This window comes from Variovorax ureilyticus (genome assembly GCF_050632185.1).
GTDB lineage: Bacteria > Pseudomonadota > Gammaproteobacteria > Burkholderiales > Burkholderiaceae_C > Variovorax > Variovorax ureilyticus_A.
Genome location: NZ_CP192579.1, coordinates 4,203,696 through 4,225,632 on the forward strand (window position 1 = coordinate 4,203,696; position 21,937 = coordinate 4,225,632).

At 65.0% G+C, this 21,937-nt stretch carries 15 protein-coding genes and 2 pseudogenes; 3 read left to right on the plus strand and 14 right to left on the minus strand.

The window, feature by feature from the left end; translation table 11 throughout:
* Positions 1-46: 46 nt before the first annotated feature.
* A pseudogene (locus ACQ858_RS20885) lies at positions 47-1,245 on the plus strand (ATP-binding protein).
* On the opposite strand, the gene ACQ858_RS20890 reads toward ACQ858_RS20885, so the two are convergent.
* From ACQ858_RS20890 to ACQ858_RS20915, 6 genes and pseudogenes are all read right to left on the minus strand, one after another.
* A complete protein-coding gene (locus tag ACQ858_RS20890) occupies positions 1,229-2,728 on the minus strand; it encodes a hemagglutinin repeat-containing protein (RefSeq protein ID WP_431274443.1) in 1,500 nt (499 codons plus the stop codon). The pseudogene ACQ858_RS20885 and the gene ACQ858_RS20890 overlap by 17 nt on opposite strands.
* A gap of 327 nt (positions 2,729-3,055) precedes the next feature.
* The gene (locus ACQ858_RS20895; RefSeq protein ID WP_431276947.1) at positions 3,056-3,583 is read right to left on the minus strand and encodes a hypothetical protein; all 528 of its coding nucleotides are present in this window, start codon (positions 3,581-3,583) and stop codon (positions 3,056-3,058) included.
* A 325-nt stretch (positions 3,584-3,908) separates the two neighbouring features.
* Positions 3,909-3,998 (minus strand): annotated as a pseudogene (locus tag ACQ858_RS20900) (hypothetical protein); the annotation flags it as partial.
* Between the two features lie 32 nt (positions 3,999-4,030).
* The gene (locus tag ACQ858_RS20905) at positions 4,031-11,515 is read right to left on the minus strand and encodes a filamentous hemagglutinin N-terminal domain-containing protein (RefSeq protein WP_431274444.1); all 7,485 of its coding nucleotides are present in this window, start codon (positions 11,513-11,515) and stop codon (positions 4,031-4,033) included.
* Between the two features lie 36 nt (positions 11,516-11,551).
* Positions 11,552-12,283: a hypothetical protein gene (locus ACQ858_RS20910; protein WP_431274445.1), complete on the minus strand. Its 732-nt coding sequence runs from the start codon at positions 12,281-12,283 to the stop codon at positions 11,552-11,554.
* Positions 12,284-12,294: 11 nt separating this feature from the next.
* A complete protein-coding gene (locus ACQ858_RS20915; protein ID WP_431274446.1) occupies positions 12,295-14,073 on the minus strand; it encodes a ShlB/FhaC/HecB family hemolysin secretion/activation protein in 1,779 nt (592 codons plus the stop codon).
* Positions 14,074-14,526: 453 nt separating this feature from the next.
* Between ACQ858_RS20915 and ACQ858_RS20920 the strand changes: the two genes are divergently transcribed.
* A complete protein-coding gene (locus ACQ858_RS20920; protein WP_431274447.1) occupies positions 14,527-15,768 on the plus strand; it encodes an O-antigen ligase family protein in 1,242 nt (413 codons plus the stop codon).
* Between the two features lie 12 nt (positions 15,769-15,780).
* Here ACQ858_RS20920 and ACQ858_RS20925 read toward each other — a convergent pair whose 3' ends face one another.
* From ACQ858_RS20925 to ACQ858_RS20935, 3 genes are read right to left on the minus strand one after another with little or no spacing between them, the layout of a single operon-like run.
* Positions 15,781-16,212 carry a hypothetical protein gene (locus ACQ858_RS20925; protein ID WP_431274448.1) on the minus strand — a complete coding sequence of 144 codons (432 nt, stop codon included), beginning with the start codon at positions 16,210-16,212 and terminating at the stop codon, positions 15,781-15,783.
* Positions 16,213-16,217: 5 nt separating this feature from the next.
* Positions 16,218-16,430, minus strand: coding sequence for a zinc-finger domain-containing protein (locus tag ACQ858_RS20930; RefSeq protein ID WP_431274449.1), 213 nt, complete (start codon positions 16,428-16,430; stop codon positions 16,218-16,220).
* Between the two features lie 10 nt (positions 16,431-16,440).
* A complete protein-coding gene (locus ACQ858_RS20935) occupies positions 16,441-17,379 on the minus strand; it encodes a branched-chain amino acid transaminase (protein ID WP_431274450.1) in 939 nt (312 codons plus the stop codon).
* 117 nt (positions 17,380-17,496) lie between these two features.
* Between ACQ858_RS20935 and ACQ858_RS20940 the strand changes: the two genes are divergently transcribed.
* Positions 17,497-18,489, plus strand: a complete 993-nt coding sequence (locus tag ACQ858_RS20940) for a recombination-associated protein RdgC (RefSeq protein WP_431274451.1) — start codon at positions 17,497-17,499, stop codon at positions 18,487-18,489.
* A 15-nt stretch (positions 18,490-18,504) separates the two neighbouring features.
* Here the strand turns inward: ACQ858_RS20940 and ACQ858_RS20945 are convergent, their stop codons facing one another.
* The 5 genes from ACQ858_RS20945 to ACQ858_RS20965 form a co-directional block, all read right to left on the minus strand.
* Positions 18,505-18,987, minus strand: coding sequence for a glycerate kinase (locus ACQ858_RS20945; RefSeq protein ID WP_431274452.1), 483 nt, complete (start codon positions 18,985-18,987; stop codon positions 18,505-18,507).
* A gap of 52 nt (positions 18,988-19,039) precedes the next feature.
* Complete coding sequence (locus ACQ858_RS20950; RefSeq protein ID WP_431274453.1) at positions 19,040-19,387, minus strand: zinc ribbon domain-containing protein YjdM; 348 nt, start codon at positions 19,385-19,387, stop codon at positions 19,040-19,042.
* Between the two features lie 74 nt (positions 19,388-19,461).
* Positions 19,462-20,811: a type II toxin-antitoxin system HipA family toxin gene (locus tag ACQ858_RS20955; protein WP_431274454.1), complete on the minus strand. Its 1,350-nt coding sequence runs from the start codon at positions 20,809-20,811 to the stop codon at positions 19,462-19,464.
* Between the two features lie 3 nt (positions 20,812-20,814).
* Positions 20,815-21,087, minus strand: a complete 273-nt coding sequence (locus ACQ858_RS20960) for a helix-turn-helix transcriptional regulator (protein WP_431274455.1) — start codon at positions 21,085-21,087, stop codon at positions 20,815-20,817.
* A 145-nt stretch (positions 21,088-21,232) separates the two neighbouring features.
* Positions 21,233-21,760 (minus strand): hypothetical protein, encoded by a 528-nt coding sequence (locus ACQ858_RS20965; RefSeq protein ID WP_431274456.1) that lies wholly within the window; start codon positions 21,758-21,760, stop codon positions 21,233-21,235.
* Positions 21,761-21,937 lie beyond the last annotated feature (177 nt).

A 21,937-nucleotide genomic window follows, 5' to 3' on the forward strand; every position in this document is an offset into this window, starting at 1 on the left:
CCGCGGGATTCCTGGGCTTGGCCGCGCTGCCTGATCAAGCACTGATATGTTCATCAAGCTCTATCGCAAGCATCTCTACGTCCGCATCTGGCTCGCGGTCGTGGCCGGCGTCTTCATCCTGACGCTGACGGCCAACTGGATCGTGCGCGAGGCCGCCGAGTACGAGCGTGAGCGGCTGGCCCCGGTGCCGCGCGACGTCGTGGTGCTCGACGATCAGGATCGCCCCATCGGGCGCGGCAAGGCCCTGCGCGTGCCGGGGCAGGGCCTCGACTTCGACGTCGATCTGGGTGACGGACGCAACATCACCCTGCGCGTCGCCCCCGGGCCCAAGGCGGCCCGGGCGGTCCCGGCGGGCCGGGCCTCGCGCCGTGGCGCACGCCGTTCGGGCTCGGATGGATGGTGGCGCTGATCGGCATCGCCGTCGCACTGGGCGTCTATCCGATCGTGCGCAGGCTCACCAAGCGGCTCGAAGAACTGCAGCGCGGCGTTCAGCGCTGGGGCGAAGGCGACCTCTCGATGCGCGTTGTCGAAGACGGGCAGGACGAAGTCGCCGATCTGTCGAAGCGCTTCAACCTCGCGGCCTCCCGCATCGAGGAACTCGTGCGCTCGCACAAGTCGCTGCTCGCCAACGCCTCGCACGAACTGCGCTCGCCGCTCGCGCGCATCCGCATGGGCCTCGAACTGATGGGCGGCGAACGCCCCAGCGCGGCCGTGCGCGAGGAGATCTCGCGCAACATCGCCGAGCTCGACCAGTTGATCGACGAGATCCTGCTGGCCAGCCGGCTCGATGCGAAGGAAGCGGACATGGGCACGGTCGAGGCGGTGGACCTCACCGGCCTCGCTGCCGAGGAATGCGCGCGGCTCGACGCCGACCTCGAAGTGAGCGAAGGCACCCACAGCGACGCGCTCACGGTGCGCGGCGTGCCGCGCCTGCTGCGCCGCGCGATTCGCAACCTGCTCGAAAACGCCCGCCGCTACGGCGCGGGCGAAACCTGCGTCGAACTCACGAGCCGCGGCGGTGCCGCCGAGATCCGCGTCAGCGATCGCGGCCCCGGCGTGCCCGCCGTCCTGCGCGAACGCATCTTCGAGCCCTTCTACCGCCTGCCCGGCGCGAGCGAACGCAACGGCGGCGTCGGCCTCGGCCTCTCGCTGGTCAAGTCGATCACCGAACGCCACGGCGGCAGCGTCCGCTGTGAAGATCGTCCGGGTGGCGGCGCCAGCTTCGTAATCACGCTCCCCCACTGACGACGAGCCCCCAAAGGGCCGGCACAGCCAGGCCCCTTCGCGAAACACCGTGGAAACGGCTCCGCCGGGCCACTGGTGTTGCCCCCGGCAGGGGCTTCGTGAAGATAAAGCCAAAAACACAGCGCTCATTGGGAAAACTGTCGTTTTTTGGCCTCAACCTGCTCACCACGCTGGAGGCAGTCATTCCTCCGGCTGCAACAAACGCGCCTTCGCCAAGCACCGCGACACCTTGCGCCGAGAGCGCTTGGCCCACGGCTTCACCAGCGCCCATGGCCGCACCCCAGGTGAGATAGGCGACCACCACCTTCACGATCACGGCCCCTTCGGGCGTCAATCCCTGCTGGGTGTGGTCCCAGTTCTTGTGGGCTTCCTCCACGCGCTGCCAGTCGATCTTTCCTTGCAGGTTCGGATCGTTGTTGATCTGTTCGATCCAGCCCATGCCGGGCTGCTGCGCCAGTTGCTCGATGCTGTCTCTCGCCCCGAGCCCAGCCTTGATCTGGTTGGCGTTGATCTCCAGGCTGCCGGCGTTGAGCTGGTTGTATTCGGTGGTCTGGTCCTGCGTGCCCTTGTCCTTGTTCTTCTGGTAGACCACATCGCGGCCCTGGCTGGTCTCCTGGGTGCCGTGCTCGGTGCTCTGGGTGCCCAGGACGAGCGTGTCGGCGTTCAGGCTCAACTTGCCTTCGGTGTTGACCGTGGTGCCGGCCATCGCCAGGGTGTCCTTGGCGGTGATGTTGACGTTGGCCCCGTTGAGCGTGCTGCGCGTGAGGCGGGTGTCCTCGATGGTGGTTTCAATGCCTTGCTTGGCATTGATGCCCTTGGCGGCGTCGAGCAGGACGACCTGCTTCGGCCCCATGCCGGTGACGCGCTCGCTGTGGGTGCCGGTCACGGTCTGGCGGTTGGTGGCCGCCTGGATGGTGACGTTGCCGCCGCTGATGTTGATGTCCTTGGCGGCATCGACTTGCACGCCTTGCAGGAAGACGTTGCCACCGCCCTGGAGCAGCACGCCGCCTTCGGTGCTGGTGATGGTGCTGGCCGAGGCGTTGTCGGTCTGCACCTGAAGGCCGGTCTGGCTCTTCTCGCCATAGGGCACGCCGGTGGCGAGGTTGAGGGCCTTGGTCTTCTTTTCGCTGTCCACCGATGCGCTGCGGGTGTCGCGCCCTTCGACGACGGTGAGGTTTCGGCCGGCATCGATCAGCACGCCCTTGGTGCCGCTGATGTGCGAGCCTTCGATGGTGATGTCATTGTTCGCCGTCATCGACACCACGTTGCCCGAGAAGCTGCTGCCCACGCTGGTGCTGTTGGCGAATTCGCCGCTGACGGTGTTCTCGGTCTTCTTTGTCAGGCCCTTGTCGGTCCACTCCGCCGAAAAGCTGCCGCTGTCGCGCGCCTGCCCGGAGGTGATTTTGATGTCCCCGTCCGCATCACGGTGGCTCGGACATCGAGATTGGTCGAGACGCGTCAATACACTTTTAGCGTGTCCCACTGGGGGCCAACTAAGTCTCCCGGGTCATAACGAACAAACTCAAGTTCGAGTAGTCTTCCGCCCTCGTCTGCGAACAACAAAACCTCCAATTCCGCCGAGTCTCCGTCGAGGATGGTGCCTTCAGCGCCATATGGATGCTGCCCTCCGGATGGGGGCGTCGATAGCCCGCGATATGAAAAATGAGTCGAGACTCATCGGCAACCGCGGATTCGACGGTCGAGTCCCTTGCATCAGCGAGTAGCTGAGTGCGCTCATCAGGAGTGAGCTTCTCAGCAATTCGTGCGATTAGCTGCATTTCGTTGTCAGATATCGGTCTCATACTCATATCTACTTCACTGGAAAAATGGTACCTACGTTTGCGCTACCGTCCGCGAGCATGCGGACGCGGTATTCGATCTGAACGCCGTCAACTATCATTCGCCCGCTCACGCCCGAGCCAAGCTCCATGTTTTGCCGCATTGCCGCCACCTCTTTGGCAACTGCGGCTTCAGCGCGTGCTACGTTTACTCCCGCAGCTTCGAGACGTGCAGCGTAGTGCGTAGTCTTGAAAACGGGACCATCCATCGCCCGCAATAGAGACGTTAAAGTCTCTACCACCGGCTCACCGACCTTGCGCACAATGCCCCCTGCAATCGGCACCAATCCGACGGCAGCCAAGATGCGGTTGGCGTCATCGCCAGTGAGGCTACTCTTGCCCGTGATCAGTTGCAGCGCCGATTCGGCCGTGCCGTAGACCGGTGCGAGTTCCAACAGCGTTTGCGCCAATTGTTGCGCCTGATCTGGCGTGATCACGCCACGTTTCGCAACTTCCCGCCAAGTTGGCTGCTTTTTCCACTGCCGCAGCTTGCTGATCAATGCGCTGGAAGTCCTCTGCAGTGCAATTGGGCTCGCACGCCGCAGTCAGGCGCGCATTCTCCTTTGCCACGAGGCTACGGACGTCCGGGAAGGGCGAATGGCTGAGATAGTTGTTCGCTGCCGCATTGGCCCCCGCCTGACTGGCGAGATTGATCTGCTCCGCATCCAGACCGGCAATCGCGCCAGCGATGCCTGCCAACATCGCGGCGAATTGGACCGTGTCGTCGTGCAGGCCATACCCTTCTGCCGCCAGTTCTCCAATCGCGGCACCAAGGGCCCCCGCCGCGCAGCTTCCATCCGTTCGAGCTGCGCCCACGGCACAGCCGGCAATCGCGTGAGCAATCTTGTTCGTGAGATCGTTGAGTGCCCCACCCATGGTTAGATCGCCGATGGCATTCGCTCCCTGGGCGGCCACCGTGTCGAGCAAGGCATTCTTCAACCCTTCTGTCAGGGCCTGCTCGAGACTTCCCCGTTGATGGCCGTGCTGATCACCGCCTTGGCGGCGCCCGCGGCCATGTTGTTGCCCAACTGGGTCATGAACTGGTCGGCTCCGCCGCCTGTTGTCGGCAGCCCGGTCGGGTTCATGTTCAACCCGCCCAGCACGCCACCCGTGACGATCGCCGTGAGCAGGTTCTTCACATTGGAACTGCTGCCCAGGTCATCGAGCGTCTTGCCGATGTCGCCCTGGTTGTTGATGAGTGAGACGGTGGCCTGACCCGCCAGTGCGCTGATGCCTGCCGTCACGGCCCCACCGACGACGCCGGAGATTGTCGCCCCGGTGCCCGTGAGGAATGCGCCACCACCGGAGAGGGCGACACCTTCTCCCGCACCGACGGCCGCCGCTTGGCCTGCGGCTTGACCAACGCCCGTTGCCGTGCCCCAGGTCGCCCAGGCCACGACAACCGTCACGATGGCCGCGCCCTCGGGCGTGAGACCCTGCTGGGTGGAGTTCCAGTTCCTGTGGGCTTCCTCCACGCGCTGCCAGTCGATCTTGCCGCTTAGGTTTGGATCGCTGGTGATCTGCTGCACCCAGTTCATTCCCGGCTGCTGTGCGAGCGCTTCAACGCTGTCCCTTGCCCCGAGCCCAGCCTTGATCTGGTTGGCGTTGATCTCCAGGCTGCCGGCGTTGAGCTGGTTGTATTCGGTGGTCTGGTCCTGCGTGCCCTTGTCCTTGGCCTTCTGATAGCCCAGGTCCCGGCCCTGGCTGGTCTCCTGGGTACTGTGCTCGCTGGCTTGCGTTCCAAGGATCAGCGTGTCGGCGCTCAGGCTCAGCTTGCCCGCGGTGTTGACCGTCGTGCCGGCCATCGCGAGGGTGTCGTCGGCCGTGATGCTGACGTTGGCCCCGTTGAGCGTGCTGCGCGCAAGGCTCGTGTCCTGCACGGTGGCCTCAGCGGTCTTTTTGGCGTTGATGCCGGTGCTCGGGTCATGCCAGAGCACCTCATTGGCGGTGATGCCGTTCTTCTTGCTGCTGGTGGTGGTAGTGACGCTGCGGTTCTCCGTGGCTGCCTGGATGGTGACATTGCCGCCCTTGACGGTGATGTCCTTGGCCGCATCGACCTGCACGCCCTGCAGGAAGACATCGCCGCCGCCCCGCAGGAGCACACCGCCTTCGCTGCTGGTGATGGTGCTGGCAGAGGCGGTATTGCTATAGGTGGCGAGGCCGTCCCCCGAGGTCTTGGAATAAGGCAGCACCGGAGAAGGCAGGCCGGCAAGCAACCCTCCGAGGCCCGACACGCCCGACGTCTTGCGCTCGAACTCCACGGAGCTGCTTCTGGTGTCGCGCCCCTCGACGATGGTGAGGTTTCGGCCGGCATCGATCAGCACGCCCTTGGTGCCGCTGATGTGCGAGCCTTCGATCGTGATGTCGTTGTTCGCCGTCATCGACACCACGTTGCCCGAGAAGCGGCTGCCCACGCTGGTGCTGTTGGCGAATTCGCCGCTCACCTTGTTGTCGGTCTTCTTTGTCAGGCCCTTGTCGCTCCACTGGGCGGAGTAGCCGCCGCTATCGCGCGACTGGCCAGAGGTGATGTTGATGTCCCGGTCCGCATGCACGCTGAGCAGCCCACTGCCTGCATCGACCGTCGCCTGCCGCGCGTTGAGATCGCGGCCCGCGTTGAGCATCGTGGTGCCATCGGTGAGGATCGAAGTCCCCAGCTCGCGCGACTGGCTCGACGTCATCGAAGCCTGCGTGCTCGCGCCCGAGGTCGTCCTCGACTCGGTCACGGTGCCCAGGTTGATGTCGTTGCCTGCCTTGATGGACGTGAAGCTACTCTTGCCCTGGTTCGCGACGATGGCGCCGATGAGGTTCACGTCGTGGCCGGCGCTGGCGACGAGCGTGCCGCCCGGGTTGGTCACATAAAGGCCCGCGACGCGATCGATGTTGGTGGAACTGTTCGCTCCGCCGTCATGGCTTTGCGTGGTGGTTCGCACGTTGATGTCGCGCCCGGCGTTCAGCGATAGGCTGTCGCGCGCATCGATGGTGCCGCCGATGTTGTTGATGTCGGTGGCGGCCTTGAGGGCGACATTGCCGCCGCTGATGCGCCCGCCGAGGTTGTCGATGGTATCGGCGTTGATGGAGACAAGGCGACGCCCGGCAATGGTGCCGGTGTTGGTGACGGTGCCCTGGCCGCCGCCGTCGATGCGCACGCGATCTGCCGAGAGGAGCGCGCCAGAGCCATCGATGTCGCCGGAACGCACACGCACGTAGACCTGCGGCACGAGCACCTGTTGGGTCGAGCCGTCGGACAGGGTCACGGTCTGCTCGACGAGCCAGACGATGTCGCTGGTGAGTTGCGCCATCTGGGCAGCGCTGAGTGCGATGCCGGGCACGAGGCCGTATTCCTTGGCGAAGGTGGCGCCAGCGTTCATCAACGCGGCGTACTGCTCCTCATCGCTTTGGAAGCCGTCGAGATACCGGTACCCGGTGAGTTGCGCGATCTGCTCACGGATGAGCTTCTGCTCGTAGAAGCCGTCGCCCAGGCGCTTCTGTACGTTGTTCGGGTCGAACCCCATCGCATTGAGGAGGTAGTCGCTGCTGAGCCAGTTGCGGTAGTTGGCGAAGCGCGGATCGGTCTCGATGAGGTACCGGCCACCGGGCACGGTGCGGAACAGGCTTGCGGTGGGGATGCCAGTGTCGGGCCGGCTGGTGCGAACGACCATCGGGACGGTCGCCTCGCCATTGGCACCGGAGGCCGCGTCGGATGCACCCGCATCCTTGGCATTGGTCTTGACGATGCCGCCGACGTTGGCCGGTACTTCGACGAAGCCGCCAACAGAGCCAGTGCCTGAGCCAGCGGCGACGCTGGCGCCTTTGCGGCTCTCGGGGGATCTGTCCGAGGACTGGTTGTTGTGCTCTTCCCACTGGAAGGCGCCGATTTCAATGGTTTGCGGGTCAACGTTGGGACCGATGTACAGCGGCTGTTCCGGCGGCTTGCCGGGACGGTTGGGGTTGTAGCCGACCGCCACGGCGGCGGTCGTGGTGATGACGCTGCCCTTGGTGGCATAGTTCTCGGCGCCCGGTGCATCGATGGCGCCGCCGGCCAGCACGTGGCTGTCGCGGTTGACGAGGTGGCCGTCGATGTTGATGTTGCCGCCGGCCACCAGGCGCGATGGGGCTTGGTCCTTGGCGACGTCGCGGTCGGTTTCCACCGTGGTGGTCAGGACGCTCCAGCCGATGCCTACGAAGCTGACGTTGCCGTCGGCATCGCGGTGGTAGACGTATCGAGTGGAGGGGTCGCCCCAGGTGTCGGCCGGATCCCAGGTCTTGCCATCCATGGTGACGATGCTCACCGTGGTGGCGCTGGAGGGTTCGCGCTCGACGCGCAGGTGCGTGTCGAGGTTGTTCACCGCCGCCATGGCGATGTTCATGTCGCCGAGGGTTTCGATGGTGGCGCTGTGGTTGTTCAGAGCGCTGCCCTGGCCCGTGGCGAAGCGGTTCTCGTCCAGGGCGCCGCCGATATATATGTCGCCGGCGCTGAAGATGTAGGCGCCGTCGCGGTTGTTGACGGAGCCGGCACCGATGTCGAGGGTGCTGCGTGCGGCGATGGTCGCGCCGACGGACTGCCCGTCGGCGATTTCAGCGAGGTTGTTCACGGTGCCCGCCCCGATGGAGATGCTGTCCCCATAGATGCGGCCCGTGCCGACGTTGTCGACGACGCCTGCGTTGATCCGGGTGTCCAGCCCGTCGATCAATCCCCGATTGGTCAGCGTGTCTGCCGCTTGAACGACAGTGGTTGCGCCGCTCATCTCGGCATTGACGGTGTTGTCGATCTGGTTGCCCGCGACGGTGAGGGTCTTACCCGCGATCAGCTTGCCGTTGTTGGTGAAGTTGCCAGTGGTGGTGTAGGTCAGGCTGCCATTGGCGCTGAGTTCGGCGTTGTTCGTGATGTCCTGCGTCAGCGCGATGCCGATGTCATTGGCCGAACGCACCGCGCCGTCGGCACTGAAGCCCTTCGCGTCGAGGAACACGCCGCCTGTCCCCACGCCATCGTTCCCTACGCTGCCGCCGCTCAGCGTGCCGCCGGTATTGGTCATGGAGAGTGTCTTGGCGCCGGGGTTCGCCGCGTTCGGGTCCACGATGGCAAGGGTGCCGAGTGCGGAAATAGCACCTTGCGTGTTGTTGACGCTGCCGCCGCTGGCGATGATGGCATTGCCGTCGGCGCGGATGGCGCCCTGGGTGTTGTCGAGCTGGCCGACGTTGATCGCGACGTCGGCTCCTTCGATACCCTGGTCGGTGCCCTGGGTGGCGGTGTTGGCGACGCTGCCCGCGTTCAGCGTGGTGGTCGCGAGCGACCGAATCAGGCCGCTCTTGTTCTGGATCGAGCTGGCAGCGATGTCCAGATCACCCACTGCCTGGGTCTGACCTCCGGCGTTGGTGTAGGCCCCGCCGTTCGTGTCGATGGAAACCGTGGACTGGCCCAGCACGATCCCGCCCGCGGTGTTGGAGAAGGCCTGCGTGCTGGCGACCAATGCCTCCCGGGAGCCGATGAAGCCGCCTGCGTTGTCGACGGCGCCGACCGTCATCGTCAAGGTATCGCCGCTGGTGATGCCACCTTGCCCAGTGGCATAGCCCGCAGCGTTGGTGTTGCTGATCGCCTGCCCACCGGTGTCGATCGTTATGGCCTCACCCGAGTGGATGAGGCCGGCATCATTCACCAGCGCGCCCGTTCGCAACGCCGCCGTGGTTGTCGATGCAATGGTTCCCTGCGCGTTGGTGAGCGCGCCGCCGCGCGTGTCGATCTCAAGGCTATTGGCCGCAAGGGTGGCGCTGCTGTTGTCCAGGGCGCTGGCGGAGATGGCGGTGCCGCCGTTGCTCGCCAGGGTGCCGTCGCTGTTGTCGATGGCGCCGACGACGGTGATGCGCGTGGCGTCGCTGCCGGTCTGCACGATCTTGCCGCCGCGATTGCTCAATGCGCCGGCATCGATGGTGATTTGACGCGCGCTGGTGGTGCCGCCGTCTTGCTTGAAGTCGCCGGCGGCGTTGACCACGAGCGCGCCGTTGGTCGTGATCGCGCCACCGGCACCGTCGAAGCTGCCGGTCTCGATCGCGAGGGTGCCAACGGCGGCGTGCTCGATTTTCCCGTCGGTGTTGCGGATATCCACGGCGCGCAGCGTGAGGTCCTGGCCGTTGCTGGCGATGCGACCGCCGCTGTTGTCGATTGATCCGGTCGTTGCGATGGTGCTGGCGCCCACGCCGGTCTGCACGATCTCGCCGAGCTGGGTGTTCGTGATGTTGGCGACGTTCAGGTCGAGCTGGCCGGCGTTGAGCGTGCCCTTCTGGTTAATCAGGGTCTGGGCGCTTTGCGCATTGGCGGTGATGGCGAGCGTGCCGGACGTGACCACGGTAGCGCCGCTGGTAGTGACGTTGCCCTGGATCGCCGTGATCGCGATATTCGCGGCGCTGGTGGTGCCCGATGACAGGTCGACGCTCGTGCCTTGTAGTGAAGCATCACCGGCGGCAAGCTGGGTGCCGTTGGCAATCAGGGCACCGGTGGCCGTGACCTTGAGGTCTCCCGCCGATGCGAGCGCACCGTCGTCCAGTATGCCGGCGCCAAGCGTACCGGCGCGGCCCGAGGTCAGGGTGTTGGCGGTGAGCGTGGTGTGGCGTGCCGCCGTGATGCTGCCGTCGTTGACGAGTGCGCCGCTGACGTTGACGGTCGCGTCGTTGCCCGCTCGTAGGCTTCCGCTGGAAGTCATGCTGCCAGCCTGCACCGCGAGATCGTGGCCTGCGCCCATCTGGCCGTCGATGTTGGTGAGCACACCCGCGACTGTCGTCAGCGCACTGTCAGCGGAAATGACACCGCGCGTGTTGTCGAGTTGACCTCCGACAGTCAGAGCGACACCGCTGCCGCTGGCGATCTTGCCATCGACGTTGAACAAATCGCCTGTTGCAGCGATGTCGACGGTGCCAGCATTGACGGTCCCGCCGTTGTTATCGAACTGGCCGACGGTTGCCTGGAAGCGGTTGCTGACGTTCAGCGTGCCGCCGGCATTGCTGAAGACAGGACCGGTGACCGCCATGCTGGCCGCGCTGAGCGAACCGCCTGCGTTGTTGATCTGTGGCGTTTGCAGGGTGATGGGGCCACCGGCAAAGATGCGGCCACCATCGTTGGCGATGGCACCGCTGGCCGTGATGCTGCCAGGTGCGGGCGGTTCGACAGCCATTGGGGTCGCCCCACCGCTTGTACCGGCGCCACCACTGCCGGTGGATGCACCAGCCCCTGTTGAGCCGCTGCTCGCGTCGCCGCCTCCGGGCGTGTTGCCGCCAGCCGTGCCGCCCGTCGAGCCGCTCTCGCCGCTGGAGCCTGTGTTCAAAGGCTCCGCGCCGACAACGCCGCCCTGCGTGTTGCTCAACATCGGCGCGGCGAGTGTCAGGCCCGCAGAGCCAGTCTGGCGGATGATGCCACCGCGGTTGTCGATGTCGCCCGCACTCGCGAGTTCGATACGTGCACCTTCAATCGTGCCAATGTTCTCAAGCCGCCCCGCAGCGGTGACGATGAGGCCGCCCGCTCCGGCCCCGAGGTTGCCGGCAGAACGCACACCGAGACCTGCCTCCGTCCCCACGAGGTGAATCTTGTTCGCGAACATGCCACCAAGGGCTGCGACATCGAGGGCGAAGGCAGGGGCCGGACCCGAGCCGGCGATCGGGGTGGTCGCTGCGTTGTTCACGCTGATGTCGTTGGCGCCTGTCACCACCTTCAGGTCGTTGGCCCAGATGCCCGCGTTGACCTGCAGGGCACGTGCATAGATGGCGGCATACTCGGTCTGACTCAGATCCAGTCCCTTGCCATCGATGCTGATGGTGCCGCCGCTCACGCGATAGCCGTCGAGGCCGCCGAAAGCGTTGAGTTGGGGAATGCCTGTCGTCAACGTAGCCTTAGACGCATTGATGAAACCAGCGCCATCAACGTAGATGCCGGCCGGATTCGCAACGATGACTTCGGCGCGTTGGCCCGCAATTTCTATGTAACCGCGAATCTGAGAAGGATTGCCGGAGTTGATCTCGTTCAGGATCACACGAGCCGGACCGGTCGCGAGGAACGGATTGGCCTGCACCCATCCGCCCAGTTGGGTCTGCGTGTTGGTCCTGCTGTTGTTCAGGATCAGACCATTGCTCTGTACATCGAAGCGGTTGTAGACGTTCCTCGAGACGCCCGCGGCACTTGGGGTCTGGATGTTCGCGACGGGCACGCCGGTGGGCGCGGCAATCACCACGGGCCGCTGGTTACCGGGGACGTTGGGGGCGCCGATGATCTGCGCGGCTGCGCCAGTCGCGTTCAGCGCCACAACGAGGGCCATGGCCGGCGCCACATTCGCGCCGCTTGATGTGGTCGCTTGGGACGCACCCTTGCCGGTGCTCTTGGCTGTCTCTTGCACGACCATGCGTATGCCGCGCGCGGCGTTGAAGACGATCCGATGGAGGTTCTTGTTCATTGTTCTTCCCTGGTTGTCGTGGAGGCCGCGGATCGGTCAGAGCTGGGCGCGCAGTTGCTTGGCGATATGTTGGACAAGGTCGCGCAGCGCGACGTCATACCCTTCGCTGACTTCGTCGGCCTTGTCGATCAGGGCCTCGAAGGTTGGGTAGCGATACTTCTCGGCTGCGGGGATGTTCCAGGCGTCCGGGGTTCGCGAAGCGTCGGCGCCGTAGTAGAAGTAGTCCTCGGCCGCCCAAGCCTTGGGGTCAGGTCGTGCCAAGAGAGATGCCCACGCATTGACTCGCGGCTGGTAGTCGTTCGAGAAACGCGAAGAGTGCATGCCCACGGTGCTGAAGCCGACGCGCAGAACAGCATCCTTGGGATCGAGCGAGGTGTACTCCACGCCCTCTGGATCGTTGTGCGGGCGCTTGACGTCGTGAACGATCGAAGCCTCGAACCCTTCTGCCTTCAGCGCCTGCAGGACCTCGTCCGTCAGCTTCATGCCCAACTGCAGGCGCACGCTTTCCATCTTTTCGTTGAAGAGGGTGCTTTTCCTGCGGTTGAGGATGGGATCGGCCACCAGAGTGGGGAGCGGAAACAGCAGCAGCGCCGTCGATCTGTTGTCGACGTAGAGCCGTTCCGGCGGCACGACAGGGATCACGGCAATCCGGCGAATCTCTGGCCGCGGTTCGGGTTGCGACGAACTGGCGCAACCGCCCAGCACCAGAGCAGTAGAAGCCAGCAGGCAAGCGCCCACGAAGTCCCGTCGAGTCCTTTTCATTCCCATGGCCCTACTGCTCAGAAGTTGAAGTTGAGGTTGAATCCAGCGGTGACGCTGGGGGTCTGGAATCCCTCGGGCTTCTTGATGGGCGCGCCAACGAAGAAGTCGTAGGTCAGCCCGCCACATGCGCCGCGCAGGCCGATCACACCGCCAGTGAGCCGTCGCCCGATGAGCTGGTCCACGAAGAGCCCGCCGACCTCGCCGTGGTCGATGCCCGCATAGAGCTCGGCGCCGCTCTGGCCGAGCGACCAGCCGATGTCATTGCGCACGAGCCATCCGCGGTCACCCATGAGGCTGCTCTCTCCATCGAAGCCGCGCACGGTGAAGCGCCCGCCGATGGCGAACTGATCCTGCGGCGTGAGCCAGGTGCGGTTCCACTGCGCGCGCCACAGACCGCTGTAGCGCAGCTTCTGGCCGCCGAGCTCGAAAGGCAGGTTCAGGCCCAGGTCGGCGGTGATGAGCTTCATGCGCGAGGTGCCTTCGTCGAAAGCTTCCTCGGGCGCACGGATCGCTCCGAAGGCACCAGTTCCGCGCCGGTAGGCGAGGTTGCCGTCGAGCGTGGCCGCGCCGATGAATTCGCGGTGACTCAAGGCCAATTCCCAGCCGCCGATGATTCGGCGCTGAGGACCGACCTCGGTGTCCTCGATGAAGTTGTGCGAGGAGCGCCGCCAGCCACGCAGGCTCATGCTGGTCTTTCGGTGCTGGTCGCGATGGAGGAGCCGCGAGAGCTTGACCTCCGCGTTGCTGCTTCGGCCCGCGTATTCGATGGTTTCCCAGACGCCTTGCGTGCGCTGGTGGTGGCTGTTCTGCGAGGCGGTCGCGCTCAGGAGCCAGCCGCCATAGGGCACGGAGTAGTGGACGATCTGTCCATCGGTGCCCTTGGCAGGATTGCCGAAGCCATGGCGGTCGATGCTATGGCCAAGGTTGACGTAGAAAAGGTCATTGAGGCCGAACGGGTTGTCCAGCGACAGCGTGGCGCCCGCCTGGTTCTTCCCGGTGGCCTCCGTGCCGCTGTCGTCGAGGCTGACGGTGCCGCGCCAGCGCTTCACCTGTGTGTACTTCACGACCAGATCGCTGTCGCCAGGGCGCGCACCCTCGCGCGTCGACGGTTCGATCTGGATGTCGGCTTCGGCCGTGGGCACGCGCTTGAAGTTCTCAAGACCCTGTTCGATGTCGCGCAGGTTGAGGAGATCGCCAACGCGCGCGGGAATGGCCGTGCGCAGGCTGGTGGGTGTGGCCTCGCCATCGAAACGTATGGCGGCGATGCGGCCCGGAACCAGCGTGAGTGTCAGTACCCCGTGGGTGAGGTCTTGCGAGCCGGCAAGCACGCGCGTGGTCACATAACCGCGCTCGATCACCGCCTGCTGCACGCGCGAGAGCACGATGCTGACGCCCTCGGTGCCCAGGCAACGACCCAGGGGCGAATCGTCAGCGCCGGGTCCTGCAATGGCGTCGAGTGCCCATTGGAATTCGTCCCCGCGCTCTCCGTCGAGGATGACCCCGTCGATCCGGAAGCATGGGGTTTCGTCAGGAGGCAGGCGTTGCTCTTGAGTCGGCTGTGGCCTTTGGAGGCGCGCGTCGACGCTTCGCTCTTGCTGCTCGCGCAGAGCCCGTTCACGCTCCTGCTGGCGCTGCTCCTCGATCGCAGGACGCGGGCTCGATGCGAGTTGCGCGTTTGCCGCGAACGGCAAAGCCAGTCCTGCAAGGAGCAAAGATGTGACAGCAGATATTGAGAGTCCCGGAGCGCGGCACGCGACTGCCCTGCGCCCTTCCTCCCCTGGGGAAAGCGATGCCATTGTTCTTCTTGCCGCGTCGAGGTGCGCGGGTATTCAGCTTCTAGGCGCGCAAAGAGATAGAGGGCGCCTTTAAGCCGTCACTCTAAGAAGGGCAACAGCGGGAGGCCCATCAGATCTATCCGAAAAATGACGCGAAAGCTCTTTTTGCACTGCTTCGCGGGAGTTTTCAACAGGCGCGCTGCGCCAGGCCTGAGAGAGGCGAAGCCCCCGAGACGGGATTGAATCGGGGGCTTCTGGCCGAGGGGCAACCCGACACGAGAAGGCGACTCCCCGTGTCGGCCTTGGTTGCCGCAAGTTGGGAGGGGCGCCTCCGAGGAGCGCCGCGCTCTCGACCGACTACCGAGTAAGCGAGGCTGAATCAGTCTCTTCGCAGTTTATGAACGGTTACGGCCCCCGGTAGGGGTGCAGAGCCACACGAAGTGGGCGAGGCTGGGGGCGAGCAATAATTCTTTCATGAGATCAAACATCGTCCGCCCCGCCGCCATGTTCTGGGGCCTCACGGTGTTCATGCCGGTCGGCGTCACCTACGTGGCAGCGGTCCTGCTCCTCATCGCGCTGTTCGCAGCCGGCGGCTTGCGCGAGCGCGCCGTGCGGCTGCGCGGCAATCCCATGTGGTGGCCTGTCGTCTTCTACGTGGCGTGGACGCTGATCGTGCTGGCCATCGGGCCGCACTATCCGCAGACCGGGTCGAACCTGGGACACGGCCTGCGCATCGCGGCGACGGTGCTGATGGCGCTCGCGCTCACCGAGGAAGAGGCCATCTGGGCGCTGCGCGGCTTCTGGCTCATCGGGCTCATCAACATCGTGATGATCGGGCTGTATTACTCGGTCGGTTTTCCGGTGCTGGAGGCCTGGCGCGGGGTGCTGATCCTGGTGGGCAACAAGTCGATCAGCAACGCCCTGCTCTTCACCATCATGGCGGCGACGGCGTTCGTGTTCGCCCTCAAGTCGCTCATGGCGCATCGCCCGTGGCGCGCGGTGCCGGCCTTCGGGCTGGTGCTGGCCGTGATCGCGATCATCACGCTCACGCTGCCGTCGCGCACGTCGCTGCTCGCGCTGCTGGTCGCCTCCACTGCGGCTTGCGTGCACAAGTGGCGCCGGCAGCTCAAGGTTCTCGCGGTGGCGATGGTGATCGGCAGTGCGGTGGTCGCCGTGGGCATCCTGAATTCGCCCGGCGTGCAACAGAAGTTCGAGCTCGGCATGCAGGAGCTCGAAGCCGCGCAGGCCGGCTCGGTGTCGGAAGGCAGCTGGGTGGTGCGCTACTACATGTACCGCGACACCGCGCGCATGATCATCGACCGCCCGCTCACCGGCTGGGGCATCGGCGGATGGACCGAGCAGTGGCACCTGCGCGGCCCGAAGCTGCTCGCGGACTACAACATGCCGCACAACGACTTTCTCTGGATGGGCTCGCAGGCGGGCGTGCCGGGTTCGCTCAGCCTGCTGGCAATCGTGCTCACCGCGATCTGGCTGGCATGGCGGCGCGACGATATCGCGGGGCGCTATGCCTTCGTCGCGACGCTGATCCTCCTGATCGCCACCAGCCTCAATTCCGCACTTCGCGATGCGCAGATCGGGCTGTCGATCCTGTGGGTGTCGATGGTCTACCTGCGGCTCGCGCAGGCGCCGGGCGATTCATGGCGCGGGCTGGTGCCGCAGAGCTTTGCCGCGGCGTCCGCGCGCCTTCGGACCTGAGGCAATCGGCCGTCAGGCCGAACGCTCGTAGCCCACGAACGGGCCGAAGAACACCGTGTCCTTCGACAGGGCGACCGCCAGTTCGTCGCGCTGCGGAAGTTCGTCGATGAACTCGGGCCACGACTGCGCAATGTGCTGCGCCCAATCGTCGAGTTCGATGCGGGAGACCGGGCCCTGGGTTGCCAGGAACTCGAAGCCCTTTGCGGTGAGCCTGGTGATCGCAAGTTGCGTGGCGGCCTCCTGGTCGGCCGCGGTCACGTAGACCGAGACATACGCGCCCGCCAGCCCGGAGGACAGCGTCACGCTGGAGCCGCGCCCCACCTTCACGTTGACCAGGAACAGGCCGCGCGCAGGCAGAGCCCGCGCACGACGCCGGGCCCTGAAGATGCCGAGGAGCGGTCTCGCCCGGATGGAGCCTCCACCTGCCACGCGAAGGAGACTCACGGTCTTCAGTGGTGGCTGCCGGCCACCTCGCCGGCCTTGAGGCGGTAGACCGTGCCGCAGTATGGGCACTTGGCTTCGCCGAGGCGCGCGACGTCGAGGTAGACCCTGGGGTGCGCATTCCAGAGCTGCATGTCCGCCTTGGGATTCGGGCAGAACACGCCGCCCTGGTCGTTCAGGTCTTTGGCGAGCAGTTCGATGACGGCTTTGGGGGAGGTCATGGGCTTCTTCTCAAACCTTCGTGAGCCAGTGGGCGTACTTGGGATTGCGTCCGTTCACGATGTCGAAGAACGCATTCTGGATTTTCTCGGTGACCGGGCCGCGCGAGCCGATGCCGATCTGCACGCGGTCGAGTTCGCGGATGGGCGTGACTTCGGCCGCGGTGCCGGTGAAGAAGGCTTCGTCGGCGATGTAGACCTCGTCGCGCGTGATGCGCTTTTGCACGACTTCGATGCCCAGGTCCTTGCAGATGTGCAGGATGGTGTTGCGGGTGATGCCGTTGAGCGCGCCGGCCGACAGGTCGGGCGTGTACACCACGCCGCCCTTGACCACGAACACGTTCTCGCCCGCGCCTTCGGAGACAAAGCCGGCCGCGTCGAGCAGCAGCGCTTCGTCGTAGCCGTCGTCCGTCGCTTCCGTGTTGGCGAGGATGGAGTTGCTGTAGTTGCTCACCGCCTTGGCCTGCGTCATCGTGATGTTGACGTGGTGGCGGGTGTAGCTGGACGTCTTGACGCGGATGCCCTGCTTGAGGCCTTCCTCGCCGAGGTAGGCGCCCCACGACCATGCGGCGACCATCGTGTGGATGCTGTTGCCCTTGGGGCTCACGCCGAGCTTTTCGGAGCCGATCCACACCAGCGGGCGGATGTAGCAGCTTTCGAGCTTGTTGGCGCGAACCGCCTGCTTCTGGGCCTCGTTGACCTGCTCCTGCGAGAACGGGATCTTCATGCGCAGGATCTTGGCGCTGTTGAAGAGGCGCTCGGTGTGCTCCTGCAGGCGGAAGATCGCGGTGCCGTTGACCGTGTTGTAGGCGCGCACGCCCTCGAAAACGCCGCAGCCGTAGTGCAGCGTGTGGGTCAGCACGTGGATCTTGGCGTCGCGCCAGTCCACGAGATCGCCATCCATCCAGATCTTGCCGTCACGGTCGTCCAGTGCGGGGGGCAGCGCGCTCATGTTCTTTGTCCTTCGCGGGAGGGGGATGTCGCAAAAGCTGACGATTTTACGACCGCGCCCGATTCCGCCGCACCGACAATGGTCGGCTTTGCCAATCAGCCAGAGAAAAGGGTTTCCGTGTCCGTTTTCAAGAACGTCATCGTCTACCGCATCGAGACCACCTGGTCGCAGCCGCTCGAAGAGGTCGAGAAGGGCCTCGATGCCCAGCGCTTCGTCCCCTGCGGCCCCTCGCAGGAGAAGTCCGTCGGCTGGGTCGAGCCCCGCGGCGAAGCGCACGGGCCGCTGGTCGAATCGGTCGCCGGGCAATGGCTCCTCGAATTCATGATCGAGAGCAAGACGCTGCCGGCCTCGGTGGTGCGCCGCAAGGTCGAGGAGCGCGCCGCGCAGATCGAGGCGACCACCGGCCGCAAGCCCGGCAAGAAGGAGAAGAAGGAGCTCAAGGAAGACATCACCCACGAGCTGCTGCCGCTGGCCTTCACGCGCCATGCGCGCGTGGCGGTGTGGATCGATCCGCAGACGCACCGGCTGGTGGTGAACGCAAGCAACGCGCAGCGCGCCGACGAGGTGGTGACCAGCCTCGTGAAGGCGCTCGACGGCTTCGCGGTGAGCCTCGTCAACACGCAGGTCGAGCCGGCCGCCGCGATGGCCGAGTGGCTCTCGAGCCAGGAGCCGCCGGCCGGCTTCACCATCGACCGCGAATGCGAACTCAAGGCGAGCGACGAATCGAAAGCGGTGGTGCGCTACGCCAAGCACCCGCTGGACATCGACGAGATCCGCCAGCACATCGCCAACGGCAAACGCCCGACGCGGCTGGCGATGACCTGGGACGACCGCGTCTCCTTCGAGCTGACCGAGGGCCTGCAACTGCGCAAGATCGTGTTCCTCGAAGGCACGCTCGACGACGCACCGGCCTCGGGATCTGGCAAGGAAGACAACTTCGATGCCGATGCGGCGATCGCGACCGGCGAGCTGGGCCAGCTGGTGCCGGATCTGCTCGAAGCGCTGGGCGGTGAGATGCAGCTCGGTGCCGCACCCGCCGCTTCGGCGCCGGCCGCACCGGCTGCCAAGCCTGAAGAAGAAGCGCTGGCGGACGAATCCGCGCCGTTCTGAGCCGGCGTCAGGCCTTCAAACCGGCGGACGCAGCGCGTCCGTCGCGCCGGGCTTGACCGCATCGGCGGCAGGCGCATCGGCCTCGATCGCGGCGGCCTCTTCTTCCGTCGGCTGGGGCCGCACCAGCTTCCACTCGGTCAACTTGCCGTTGACGAATGTCGCATCGACCCACGAGCCGCCCGCGTCGGCCCATCGGAACACCTCGGGCTGCGTGTCCTTCGGCGAGCGCAGTTCGCCGATGGCACGGGTGAGCGCCACCACGTGCAGCAGGCTCGCCTTGGGCTTGAGTTTGGCGTTGAGCATCACCGCGCTCGCGACCGTGCCGATCGGGCGATCGGCCGCGCGCCGCAACACCGTGATCGCGCGGTTGAGGTTCAGGAGCACGAACATCACCATCGCGCCCGCGGCGAGCGCCACGCCGGACCAGCCGTAGCTGCGCCACGCGCCGGCGATCAATGCGATGCCGACGAGGGGCACCAGGACTTTGCCGAAATTCATGGGCGGGATTGTCGCGCGTCCGAAAGAAGGCCGATCCGGCGCCGCAGGGCACTCACGCCTTGCGCACGAACTCCGACTTCAGCTTCATCGCGCCGATGCCGTCGATCTTGCAATCGATGTCGTGGTCGCCATCGATCAGGCGGATGTTCTTCACCCTGGTGCCGACCTTGACCACCAGCGACGAGCCCTTGACCTTGAGGTCCTTGATGACGGTGATGGTGTCGCCGTCATTCAGCACGTTGCCGACTGAATCCTTGATGACCCGGCCCTCATCGGCCGCGCCTTCGGCAGCAGCGGCCGTGGCGGACCATTCGTGACCGCATTCGGGACAGACGAGGTTCAGGCCGTCCTCGTAGGTGAATTCCGAATGGCATTGGGGGCAAGGGGGCAGCGTGCTCACGGTGGTGGGTGGGGTCCGTATGGGTGGAAGGGCGTGGATATTAGCCTGCGCTCTGGATCGCTCGCGCGCGCTACTCACCCGGCGAGCTTTGCCGCTGCACTCTGAAGTCCTTCCAGGATGCTTGCGGCCACCGCCGGCGGAAAGCCGGCGGGCAATTGCGCGCTCACCGATTCGACCACCTGCGGCGTGCGCTCGACCAATCTGTCGACCACGAATTGCGCCGCGCGGCCGTCGGCTGTCGTGACGCCATGGCGTTCGCCCAACGCGAGCCAATGGCGGCGTTGTATCTCGCGCATCTTCCAATGGGCATTCTTCGAGCGCACGGCCATGGCCAGCTTCGCCTTGAAGGGCGACAGCTTCCCGGGCCCCGCACCGAGAATCGGATAGGCCGACAACACGTCGTAGAGAGGCGTGAGCTGATACCGCCCCCCGGGGCGCAGGAACACGCTGAAGTTCTTCGCGTGGCCATCGGTAGCGCACAGCATCCAGAAAACGATCTGCGCCTCGAAGAACGTTCGCCGATCGCCCTCGCGGGCGATGGACCCGTCCAGCACCTCCATGATGCTGTCGATGCCCGGGCCGCCCTCGGCCTCGTACTTGAAGATGGGAGGCACGCCCTTGGCCTGGCACATGTCCTCCTGCGGCAGCCGCACGAGCCGGTTGTCGCCGGCAGGGCTCTTCCACCATGTGCGATCGAAGCGCTCGACCGACAGCACCCTCACGTCCTCGAACTGAAGAGGCTCGCAGGACGCGACCGGCAAGCCATAGGCCCTCAGGATCAACGAACAAAGCCACTCGTTCTCCACCGAATCCCGCATGTCGTACTGCATGCCGCCGATCAGGCCCAGGGGGAGCTTGAGGATGTGGGTCGTCGGCGTATCGCCGTGCGGCAGGCACCACTTGCCGTCGAAACGAAGCAGCGCGGTTTTCTCCTGCGCGCCGGCGATCGAGATGCGGAAGTCTTCATCCTCATCGCCGCGGACCAGCAGCGCCGGGGCCACCGTGTTGCGCAGCATCCGCGCCACACCACGCTCGTCCAGCGGCGTGGCCTGCACCGGCTGAATGCCGGTCGGAACGCTACCCTGCGGAAGAATCTGCAAGGCGCCCACGCAATCGCGCCCGATCTCCGCCAGCAACTGGAAGGCATCGGTTGAGCCGGTGCTGTACCGCCGCGCGATTCGCGCGCGGATGTCCTCGCTGTCGGGCAACAGGTTTTCGAAGTACGCCCGCACCTTTTCGCCGCGATGCGGTGCCCCGCCGGGCCTGAACGGCAGCGACAGCGACAACGGGCGGCCCTGCTCCGAGGCCGCCCATTCGGGGTCATACGTGAGTACGTCGCCGAACTGCGGGTGGATTCGCCAGGTGCCGACGCGGGCACCATTCATCCAAAGCCCCAGCTCGCGGGCATGTGAACGCCGGCCCATGGCTTACCAGGTGGGACGAGATGAACTGGTGCGGTCCGGCGGCGCGCTCAAAGGCTGGTCGCCCTTGCGCAGCACCAGCTCGACACCCAGGATGCTGAGCAGCCGCATCAGGCGGCTGGCGCTCATCCTCTCGGCATTGCGTTCGAGCGCGGACAGCGTTTGCTGGGTCACGCCGAGCCGCAATGCGGTTTCGGCCTGGGTCAGGCCGGCCTGCTTGCGGAAGGCTTGGAGGAGTTCTGGGAGCTGCTCCGATGTGCGGACGGTGAAGTCGGTCACGGCTTGCCTTTGGGGATTCACGATTTACGCATCTTAGGCTGTATTTTGGTTTTACAAATCGATGTTTGTATTTATGAAATACAAACCACAAGCTGTAAAAATGAAATACGGCATGCAAGCTGTGCATCGTGCCCGGAGTCGCTGCTCACCCGACCGCGAGTGAACGCAGGCCAACGGCTATCGCGGCATCCTCTTCCGGGGTTGGCATCAGATTGACGATGGCTTTGGGCGTGTAACTCGGCCCCGTGGTCCCTTGGCCAATGGGTTGCGCCCCAAAACGCTTCACGTGCCGTGCGATCAGTCTCTTTTCAATGGCCTTTCGATCAGAGTCTGAAGCACAAGTGTCCAAGCGATAAATCTGAAGCCGCAACCTGCGCTTCCTGTAGTAGTACGCGGTGACCGTGTGGTTGGTGGTGAAGTTGTTCCCCTCCGTGAGTGACTTGCTGATATGACCCGCAAAGCGCACCCCGCTCGGTTCATTGACCCGGCATGCTTCACCGATGTAGATGACCGCGCCAGCTTCGTTTGGATAAGTGATCTCCGAATCCGCCAAGCTATAGATGTAGACGCAGTGCGATCCCGCCGGCAGTTCCGGATGGAGACGTAGCGCACTAAGCGCTGATTTGTCCGTTTCGCCGCCGCATTGGAATGTGATGTCCTCGATGATTCTCATGGCCCCAACCCAAACGTCTCTCGTCTCTCAATAGGTGGCAGTCACTACAAAGCACAGCGCGAACTGTGGAATATGTCCCAGCTTTGAGATCTCGACTCAACTTACTTTGGACGGCCGAAGTGCGGGTTAGCGGTCATCCGCGGCCTGGCCGCTCTGCCCAGTGGCGTTCCGCACCCA

What these genes read in the sequence shown, in the direction of transcription:
- ACQ858_RS20905 (WP_431274444.1), bottom strand. Translation starts at nt 11,515, where the DNA reads ATGAACAAGAACCTCCATCGGATCGTCTTCAACGCCGCGCGCGGCATA.
- ACQ858_RS20910 (WP_431274445.1), bottom strand. Translation starts at nt 12,283, where the DNA reads ATGGGAATGAAAAGGACTCGACGGGACTTCGTGGGCGCTTGCCTGCTG.
- ACQ858_RS20915 (WP_431274446.1), bottom strand. Translation starts at nt 14,073, where the DNA reads ATGGCATCGCTTTCCCCAGGGGAGGAAGGGCGCAGGGCAGTCGCGTGC.
- ACQ858_RS20920 (WP_431274447.1), top strand. Translation starts at nt 14,527, where the DNA reads ATGAGATCAAACATCGTCCGCCCCGCCGCCATGTTCTGGGGCCTCACG.
- ACQ858_RS20930 (WP_431274449.1), bottom strand. Translation starts at nt 16,430, where the DNA reads ATGACCTCCCCCAAAGCCGTCATCGAACTGCTCGCCAAAGACCTGAAC.
- ACQ858_RS20935 (WP_431274450.1), bottom strand. Translation starts at nt 17,379, where the DNA reads ATGAGCGCGCTGCCCCCCGCACTGGACGACCGTGACGGCAAGATCTGG.
- ACQ858_RS20945 (WP_431274452.1), bottom strand. Translation starts at nt 18,987, where the DNA reads ATGAATTTCGGCAAAGTCCTGGTGCCCCTCGTCGGCATCGCATTGATC.
- ACQ858_RS20955 (WP_431274454.1), bottom strand. Translation starts at nt 20,811, where the DNA reads ATGGGCCGGCGTTCACATGCCCGCGAGCTGGGGCTTTGGATGAATGGT.
- ACQ858_RS20965 (WP_431274456.1), bottom strand. Translation starts at nt 21,760, where the DNA reads ATGAGAATCATCGAGGACATCACATTCCAATGCGGCGGCGAAACGGAC.